This window comes from Ruminococcus sp. RTP21359st1_H3_RTP21359_211015 (assembly GCF_040909065.1).
GTDB classification, from domain to species: Bacteria; Bacillota; Clostridia; order Oscillospirales; family Ruminococcaceae; genus Hominimerdicola; species Hominimerdicola aceti.
On record NZ_JBDGDD010000054.1, the window covers coordinates 1 to 8,248 of the forward strand.

Annotated in this window: 11 protein-coding genes; 9 read left to right on the forward strand and 2 right to left on the reverse strand. The window is 35.5% G+C overall.

The annotated features are described in order from the left end of the window. A partial coding sequence (locus AB5Z01_RS13205) for a DUF6040 family protein (RefSeq protein WP_368365600.1) occupies positions 1-1,028 on the forward strand: 1,028 nt, incomplete at its 5' end. 605 nt (positions 1,029-1,633) lie between these two features. On the opposite strand, the gene AB5Z01_RS13210 is transcribed toward AB5Z01_RS13205, so the two are convergent. Next, positions 1,634-2,131, reverse strand: coding sequence for a hypothetical protein (locus tag AB5Z01_RS13210; RefSeq protein ID WP_368241213.1), 498 nt, complete (start codon positions 2,129-2,131; stop codon positions 1,634-1,636). A gap of 491 nt (positions 2,132-2,622) precedes the next feature. On the opposite strand from AB5Z01_RS13210, the gene AB5Z01_RS13215 reads away from it, so the two are divergent. The 7 genes from AB5Z01_RS13215 to AB5Z01_RS13245 all read left to right on the forward strand — a co-directional run bounded on the left by AB5Z01_RS13215 (position 2,623) and on the right by AB5Z01_RS13245 (position 6,655). Further along, on the forward strand, positions 2,623-3,672 hold the full coding sequence (locus AB5Z01_RS13215) for a replication initiation protein (RefSeq protein WP_368303097.1): 1,050 nt from the start codon (positions 2,623-2,625) through the stop codon (positions 3,670-3,672). Between the two features lie 290 nt (positions 3,673-3,962). Next, positions 3,963-4,358: a hypothetical protein gene (locus tag AB5Z01_RS13220; protein ID WP_368117390.1), complete on the forward strand. Its 396-nt coding sequence runs from the start codon at positions 3,963-3,965 to the stop codon at positions 4,356-4,358. Then, a complete protein-coding gene (locus tag AB5Z01_RS13225; RefSeq protein ID WP_202184312.1) occupies positions 4,349-4,573 on the forward strand; it encodes a hypothetical protein in 225 nt (74 codons plus the stop codon). The genes AB5Z01_RS13220 and AB5Z01_RS13225 overlap by 10 nt, the downstream gene beginning before the upstream one ends. 23 nt (positions 4,574-4,596) lie before the next feature. Next, positions 4,597-4,797, forward strand: a complete 201-nt coding sequence (locus AB5Z01_RS13230; protein ID WP_202184311.1) for an ABC transporter — start codon at positions 4,597-4,599, stop codon at positions 4,795-4,797. A gap of 189 nt (positions 4,798-4,986) precedes the next feature. Further along, on the forward strand, positions 4,987-5,136 hold the full coding sequence (locus AB5Z01_RS13235) for a hypothetical protein (protein ID WP_368365601.1): 150 nt from the start codon (positions 4,987-4,989) through the stop codon (positions 5,134-5,136). 279 nt (positions 5,137-5,415) lie between these two features. Next, positions 5,416-5,988 carry a hypothetical protein gene (locus AB5Z01_RS13240; RefSeq protein ID WP_368112902.1) on the forward strand — a complete coding sequence of 191 codons (573 nt, stop codon included), beginning with the start codon at positions 5,416-5,418 and terminating at the stop codon, positions 5,986-5,988. Positions 5,989-6,013: 25 nt separating this feature from the next. Beyond that, complete coding sequence (locus tag AB5Z01_RS13245) at positions 6,014-6,655, forward strand: hypothetical protein (RefSeq protein ID WP_118038994.1); 642 nt, start codon at positions 6,014-6,016, stop codon at positions 6,653-6,655. 368 nt (positions 6,656-7,023) lie between these two features. Here the strand turns inward: AB5Z01_RS13245 and AB5Z01_RS13250 are convergent, their stop codons facing one another. Next, on the reverse strand, positions 7,024-7,299 hold the full coding sequence (locus tag AB5Z01_RS13250) for a relaxasome subunit MobC (protein WP_368112908.1): 276 nt from the start codon (positions 7,297-7,299) through the stop codon (positions 7,024-7,026). 203 nt (positions 7,300-7,502) lie between these two features. Here AB5Z01_RS13250 and mobQ point away from each other — a divergent pair. Beyond that, a partial coding sequence (mobQ, locus tag AB5Z01_RS13255; RefSeq protein ID WP_368365602.1) for a MobQ family relaxase occupies positions 7,503-8,248 on the forward strand: 746 nt, incomplete at its 3' end.

Here is an 8,248-nt window from a genome sequence, read left to right on the forward strand (position 1 = left end):
GGGGGCGTTACATGAGCGATTACAACGACTTAGAGCTACAAGAGCAATTGATGAGCCAACTCGAAGAGATGCAGATGCAGCTATCGAAAAAAGACTTGCAACTCTCCGAAGCATTGGACAAGGCAGAGAGTCTTTACCTGGAACTGCAGAATCTGCAGTCCAGGACATCATCCGAGACGCAAGAGCTGGAATTGATCGTGCAACAGCAAAAGAAGAAAATAGCCGAACAGGCAGAGCAGATCGAGAAGCTGAACAACAGCGATGTGATATTTCAACAAAATCAGGAATTAGAGAAACAAAACACTCTATTGCAAAAGAACATCCAAAACGCCCTAGCCGAGGTAGAAGCCGTTAGGTCAGAGTATTCCAACAGGGAAAGGCAGTTGCAGACCGCACAGGAAAAAGCAGAACAAGAAAGAAAGGAAACAGAGGCCTATAGACGTTCTTTGAACGAACAGGTGTATGAACAGGCAAGATTGAGATCTGAAATACTGGAAAAACAGCTGAAACAGGAATATCAAGCACGTACACTCTCACATCAGACATTTTTTGTGGTGTCGTTACTATACGGAATTATAGTCACTTTATTTACTGCATTTTACTCTGGCGCCTTTATTCGCGATTTTAAGGCGTTTTTCGACTCTACATGGGCTTTTATATACCTTTGCTCGGAAAATCTATTTAAAGTGGCAAATTGGGCGTCACAATTGGGTGATATGGTTCCACATCCTGTTGCATCTATGGTTATTCACTGTCTTCTCTGGATACTGATGATTTTACTGCTTGGTGTCGGAAGTATTTCTTTACTTGCAATTTGTGCTATAAAAGGTTGTAAGCATTATGCGAACCAGTACGCTGACACAATCAGTCTTTCTGTCTGGTTGCTAAGCCTGGCATGCCTGATATGGTTTGGAGATTTCATACGGAATTTTATTCCCATCAATCTGGTTGTGCTGCTGTTCCTGATTCATACACTTTATCTTGGAATCAGAGCATATCTAAAACGAAATTGGTACAGGTTTCGATAAACACACAAACATACGTATTTTGTTGATTTCTCCTCTAATACTGTCAGTTTTAAAATTGACAGTGTTAAATGTCATATGCTATACTGGATAAGCTACCACCCCTAGACAGGTAGAGAAAGGGGGGTGCCATATGAGTGAATTTCTATCGTTTATACTTTCTGTCCTGGCGAGTGTAGTTGCCTACTACATCTGCAAATGGTTGGACAAGAATGACTGGTAGCAACCTTGGGTTTAAGCCACCCACCCAAAACGGCATAAAAACCCCCACGAGTTCGCACCTCGTGGGGGTTTTGTTGTGCCATATGAGCACTTTCTATCGTTTTGCCTATAGGCATTATAGCATATGACCATAAGCTTTTCAAGTATCCCCTAATTGTCTCTTTTTCAAACACAATCTTCGTTCTGCAGTCTGTAATTGTCAGATAATAAAAAACGGACAGGAATTGACACTTGCACCGCTCCAATTGCTGTGGGTTATCTTATTCCTGTCCTAAAAGTTTGCGCTAGCGCCGCTCCAATTGCGACGAGGCCACCTTACTTCTGCAGTTATTTTACAATAGCTTATTTCTGTCGTCAAGAGGACTGTTGAAATTAAAATTGAAAGTCTAAAAGTAGTTGTTGCCTTTTACGGATTCCAGATACATCCGATCCGTCATTTTTTGTGGGTCTAACAAACTGTAGTATTCACTGGCTTTCATTTTCTTCTTATGCCGGAAATAAGTCGATTCACTCATTCCAAGAATGATTTGCGTCTCCTTGTCCCCTTTTTCTTCAATCAGCAATATCACATCTGAAAACCGGTATGCATCTGCTGTGTAGTTTCCTTGTTCTTGCTCCTTTAACGCATATGTTCTTTTCCGGCCAGCTCTCCTTGTTTTACGATCTACAAAATTTGATGTGTGCATCAGAAGCGAGATCTCTCCATCTTTGATATTCAATCGAACGCCTAATGTTGCCAGTGCATCTTGCATCAGTTTCAGATTTTCTTTGTTCTGTTTTTTGATACTTTCCGGAATATTTTTTTCCGAAACACTATACTGCAGATATAGATCCTTACTCTCTTTTGCGTATTCCTTTAATTTTTTCATAGATTTTTCGTTCATTGCCCCATCTCCTTTCATATTTAATTTTGACAGCGTAATTATATCACATTTCTTGTTTGCTGTCAAATTTAATTTTGATAGTGTTAGAGAAATATCTACACTTTGGCTGTTTAAAAATTGTCGAAATTAAAGGAGATAGCTGATAACACTTGCTACTTTTATATTTAAATTTGACAGTAAAAACTCGCCAGCTAACTAGCCTTGCGCGCACGCGCGTGTTAGTTAGCTTGTTTATATATATTATTTAATTACTTGTTTAATTACTTGTTTACGGAGTTAATAAATAGCGCAAAATCAACGTTTTTGCGGTATAATGGTGGTATTTTTTGCGGTATATAGTGGTATTTTTTGCGGTATAATGGTGGTATTTTTTGCGGTATAATGGTGGTATTTTTTGCGGTATAATGGTGGTATTTTTTGCGGTATATAGTGGCATGTAGATATTGACAGTATACCACCATTATATTATGATAGAGAATAGGAGGTGGCTCATGTCTAAAAAAATTACATTAACTAAAAATTATATAGTCGAAAAATCGAAACCTTTAATATGGTCAAAGTTTTCAGAATACAACCTTGGAGAAATGAGATTGATTGATACATACTTGGCTAAAATAAATGCAAGAGAAGAAGAAAGTTCGGAAGTAGTCTTTACTATTGATGAGTATTTAAGGCTACTTGGATATGAGTATCCAAATAAATTGAAAAGCAGCGAAATTGAAAAGAGTCTTGACAAACTTCTTGGTTCAAGAATAAAAATTGATTTGAACAATAATGGGGATTATATAAAAGTAAATTTATTTTCGGACGCAAGAGTTATTGTGAGTGATCCTGAGTTTGGCAAAAGAACAATAACGATAGATTGTAATCCAAAACTCAAAGAAGCATTTTTCGGATTGGCTGAAAAAGGATATATTGAATATGCATTAGACTATTCTTTGCGTTTGAAATCAAAATATTCTCTAAAATTATATCCTCTCTTAAAAGACAAACTATACAGGAGAGAATGGACTGTAGAACTTAAAGATTTAAGAGAACTAATGGGAGCAACAAATAAAAACAATGAGAGCTTTCGAGAATTTAATAAAGTGCTACAAAAATGTAAGAAAGACATAAATGAAGTTACAGATATTGAATTTGAATACGAAAAAATAACTAAAGGGCGTTTAACGCGGGCAATTAAATTTAAAATAAAAAAGTGTACTGCAGAACAAGATCAGATAAATGGGCAGATGGATATTTATGACTTTCCAGAATATTGTCCAGACTCTGATCCGACTGCAGATCCGGAACAAAATGCTGTTCTTGAAGGTAAATTTACGTTATGGTCTGAAGCATGTGGCAATGAATTTAATCGATCACAGTTGGAAGAACTGGCACTGCTTGCAGAGGGACATGTAGAGTATGACCCAGCAGATGCAGGACGTCATGATCTGGACATCTATCACTATTTGTTGCGAAAATACAAATCTCTGCAGAACAAAAAAGATGTGAAGAGCCGGTTTGGATATATGAAGTATTTGGTTGAAAATAATGCATAATAAAAATCAAAAAAATTGTAGATATATTCCTCCAGAGTATATGAAAGAGCAGTGATTGTGAGAAAATGAATATACCAGCGCAACCAACTTTCATATTTAATTATGATAGTAATGAGATAGAATACGAAACATATACTATCAATTTTAATTATGATAGTAGTAAAAAGCGACAAGTACGCTAACTAGCAATGCTCCTGTGTTAGCTATCTTGTTTAGTAAGAGTACAAATCTTTGCTACATAATGGTAGGGACGGGTATACGGTTTATAAGTGGTGGTATAAGGAGAAAAAATGAAAACAATAAGAGAGATTGCTGAGATATGCGGAGTATCCGAACAAGCTGTTAGAGCATGGTGTAGAAAAAATCATATTGCGAAAGATGCGAAAGGAAGTTTCGCAATCAGCGAAACTATAGAATATAGGATTTATAGGCATTACAAGGCTGATGTTGCGAAAGATGTTTCGCAATCAGCGAAAGCAGATTATGCAGTGAATCAAGCCATTATTGATCTACTTCGTAAGGAATTAGATCATAAAAATAAACAAATAGATGAGCTGAGTAAAAGACTCATGGAGTGTCAGAAGCTGTTAGATCAGGAGCAACAGCTCCGTATGGTAACAGAACAAAAAATATTGATAGAAGATCAAGAAGAATTACCTAAGAAATGGTGGAAGTTTTGGGAATAAAAGAAAGGAATATGATAATGAAAAATAGTTATACCATAAAAGGATTGCATACAGTTGGTCAGTATAAAATAATGCAAGAGATTAACAAAAATTTTGAAGAAGAAAGTGTAGATGTATATTTTGTATCAGACGAAGAAGCAGTTGTAAAAGATAAAAATGGGAATCAAATGAAAGTTCTGTACAGAGATAAAATGGTGAAAGTTCTGGTAGTATGAAATAGCAAGGAGGAAATGAACGGATGGATGAGGTGAAATACAAAAAAGGAGATATTGTATTATTTCGATATGGACAAAAAACAAAAAGTGGAACGATTGTTATAGTGGATGCTCATGGTACATTCTGTCAGCAAGAAGAGCCGTCTTATGATATTGAGGTAACGAACGATCTGCTTGATCAGAATGGATTGTATAAGCATATTCAGCAATCTTGGATTTTATAGAAAAGTCGGTGAGATAAATAGATGAAAGAACAGATGAGGGAATTAAAAAACAAAGTATATGAGTAGGCAGGTTACTGCCTACTCATATACTTTGTGAGGGTGTAAAATAAAGTGTGTAAGTCGAGAAAAACAAATTTCAAAACTTACGCACTTTGTTTTTCAGAGTGTGTTAAGATAGCAGGAAAGGAATTGAAAAGGATGAATACACTCACTATAGCAAGAAGAAACACCAAACCGACAGCTAGCACAGGCTATAGATCAGGAGCAACAGCTTCGCATGGCAACGGAACAAAAGTTTTTGTTGTTAGAAAAGAGGTGGTGGCATTTTTCGTAAAATAGGCGAATTGCCTAAAAAACAAAAAAAAACAGAATAAATATTATATATATTATTCAACAATATTGAACAGAAAGAAAAAATGTGTCATAATAAAAAATAATTTAAGGTGTTTTAATATTCGGATAGTCTTACATATGAAAATTCATGAGAAGAATTACCGAATAGCGAAAGGGCAGGGAATAAAAAAGGGGAGGGATTTATGAAATAAAGCAGATATCTGTTAGTTGGTGTAGTTGGTAATCGTTTTTAGCGTAAGTTATTTTTGTATGAAAGGGGAAAATATGAAGAACGTTATAAAAAATAGTTTGCTTGTTTTTGCTTTATCCATAATATCCATTTTATCTTTTCCTAATGTAGCATATGCATTTGAAACCTATGCAATAGATACTGATGAAATGAAAGAATTAATAGATAGAGGACTAAAAAAGGGGGATGAAATTGAAAATAGTCATGTTTTTGCTATGCCTGATAATGGCTGGAATATTGTAACAGTAGGTTTAAATTATTTAGAGTCTTATTATGAAAAAAATAGCACTCAGAATATATTCTCCTTTAGAGAGAAAATATATACCGAAAAAAGGTCAGGAGTTGGATCTGGAAGTATTAAGTTAGAAGTATCAAACGTCTTACATACAGATGGTAGCAATAATGTTATTATTTCGGAGTTTGAACGGGGAGATATTATGTATGATCCTAATAAGTGGGATCATGGATCACACTATTATAATACTACTAAAAAAACATATGCTAAAAATACTAAATATGATGGACAAGTTACATATTTACTCACCTGTCCAGATGCAATCCCCGCTAGTGCAGCCGAATCAGCAAGAATTTCTCTTGCAACAAATTAAGTGTTTGATAAGGAGAAAATAGATTATGAAAAAAAGAAGAATAATAGTATTGTTATCAGCTTGTTTGGTTATCGGTTCAGTTTCTGTATATGCAGCATCACCAAATCCTAATATTGAAACAATGCAAAACGTAGGACAATTATTTAAATCCTACGAAAACAATACAGATGATTCGATCTTTGCAAAAGGAAAGTCTGGTGGAATTATTACTAAAAAAGATATTGAACAAGCTACTGAATTTTATATTTTAGCGGAATATGATAAAAACACTGCAAGAGAGAAAGCAATAGATTATATGCTAAAAAGAGACGCGACATATCAAAAAGCAATTTCAGAAGGGTATACAGTAACGGATGATGAAGTATGGGCGTACTTAGAAGAATTGAAAAATATTATTAATGAAGCGGTTAATAAAGAAGAAGCTCAAGCTCTTATAAATCAATTTGACTCCGAAGAGGAATATTGGCAACATGAATTCGAGGTTTATAAAATCAATTTACCAATCGAAAAATATCTAGAAGCAGAAAAAAAGGAGTATTTAGAAAAGAGTCGTGCTACGTTAAATGAAAAAAAGAATTCTACAGATCCTATGGAAGAATATAATGAGCATATTGAATCAATACAAAATGATTTAGTAGAGAGTGAGCAATATGAAATAATGGAATGAATTAGATAGAATCTTTCTTAAAAAAATATTGTAATATGGTATACTGAACATAGGAAAAATGATAGAAATGCTCATGAAGCAGTACGAAAAGCCCCGGAGTTGCTACCTCCGGGGCTTTTCTATTCCGTTTTGGGAGGGGCTTAAGCCCTAGGCTGACTACCGTTTATCGTCTCCGTCTAACCATTTGCATATGTAGTAGGTAAGATAGACCTAGATATGTGAGGTTTACCACAAAAGCAAAATGCCCGTAGAGCCGATAAAATAAGGCTTTGCGGACATTTAAGAAGATATAAAAAGATAGTCAAAAAGACATATATAATTTACTAAAATAATTATAAATCAAACACGATAAATTAGCAATAAAATAGTTAAAAGCTATCTATTTTTTTCATAGCTTTTGAAAAGTAATTTCCTCGCTTTTCTTGCTGTTCCAAAAAGGCAATAAGATTGGGTATATCTTCTTTTTCAATCGGATGCCCCAAAACAGATTCTACAGCTCCACCAATTTCAATCAATCTTTTGGTACGTGCTTTTCGCTGTATTTCTTTTTCTCTCTGTAAGATTGCCTTTTTCTGCGCTTTAATCTGTTCCATCTTTTTATCCAGTTCGGCAATCCGTTCTTCTGCTGATCTTATTTCTGACATTATAAATCACTCTCCTTTTTATATAGTCTAACATATTCTTGATACAAAATCAAAATTGTGATAAACTACATTTCAATAATCCCTTAACTTGTTAAGGGCGCACTTACAGACACACTCACAAGTGAGTATATCTGTAATCGCGTGAGGGCTTCGCCCCTCAACCCCATTTAAAATCAGTAGGATACGAAAGGAGATTTGCAATCGTGGCAATTTATCATTGTTCTATAAAAAACATCAGCCGTGGAAAAGGACAGTCAGCAGTTGCAAGCTCTGCTTATCGATCTGCTGATAAATTAGAAGATATAGAAACAGGAATCATCCATGACTATCGAAAAAAAAATGGAGTTATATTTTCTGAAGTAATCTTGTGCAAATATGCACCAGAGTCCTATCAAAATCGAGAGACACTTTGGAATGCTGTTCATAAAATAGAATCACAAAGGAATGCAAGGCTTGCCAGAGAATGGGAGGTTGCTCTTCCCCATGAACTTGATCTGGAACAAAGCAAGAAGCTAGTACATGAATTTGCACAGAGTCTTGCGGATGAGGGCATGTGTGTCGATGCAAATATCCATTGGAAACAAGGAAACCATCATGCACATATTTTGGGAACAACAAGACCAATCACCAAAAATGGGACATGGGGACAGAAAGAGAAAAAGAGATATAAATTAGACGAATCCGGCCAAAAAATTCCAATCATTGATTCTGAAACAGGCTTACAAAAAATCGGAGCAAAAGGCAGAAAAATGTGGCAAAGAGTAACCATGGAGGCTAACGACTGGAATAAAACAGAAAAGGTGGAAGAATGGAGAATGCGTTGGGCGGAGTATTGTAATCAATACCTTGAACCTGATCTGCAGATCGACCACCGAAGCTATGAAAGACAGGGAAAAGAGCAAATCCCGACCATTCATGAAGGATATGTAGCAAGGAAAATGGAGCAAAA

Bases quoted from the DNA above. Each gene is read 5' to 3' on its own strand.
- AB5Z01_RS13210 (WP_368241213.1), bottom strand. From the start codon at position 2,131: ATGAACGAAAAATCTATGAAAAAATTAAAGGAATACGCAAAAGAGAGT.
- AB5Z01_RS13215 (WP_368303097.1), top strand. From the start codon at position 2,623: ATGTCTAAAAAAATTACATTAACTAAAAATTATATAGTCGAAAAATCG.
- AB5Z01_RS13220 (WP_368117390.1), top strand. From the start codon at position 3,963: ATGAAAACAATAAGAGAGATTGCTGAGATATGCGGAGTATCCGAACAA.
- AB5Z01_RS13230 (WP_202184311.1), top strand. From the start codon at position 4,597: ATGGATGAGGTGAAATACAAAAAAGGAGATATTGTATTATTTCGATAT.
- AB5Z01_RS13240 (WP_368112902.1), top strand. From the start codon at position 5,416: ATGAAGAACGTTATAAAAAATAGTTTGCTTGTTTTTGCTTTATCCATA.
- AB5Z01_RS13245 (WP_118038994.1), top strand. From the start codon at position 6,014: ATGAAAAAAAGAAGAATAATAGTATTGTTATCAGCTTGTTTGGTTATC.
- AB5Z01_RS13250 (WP_368112908.1), bottom strand. From the start codon at position 7,299: ATGTCAGAAATAAGATCAGCAGAAGAACGGATTGCCGAACTGGATAAA.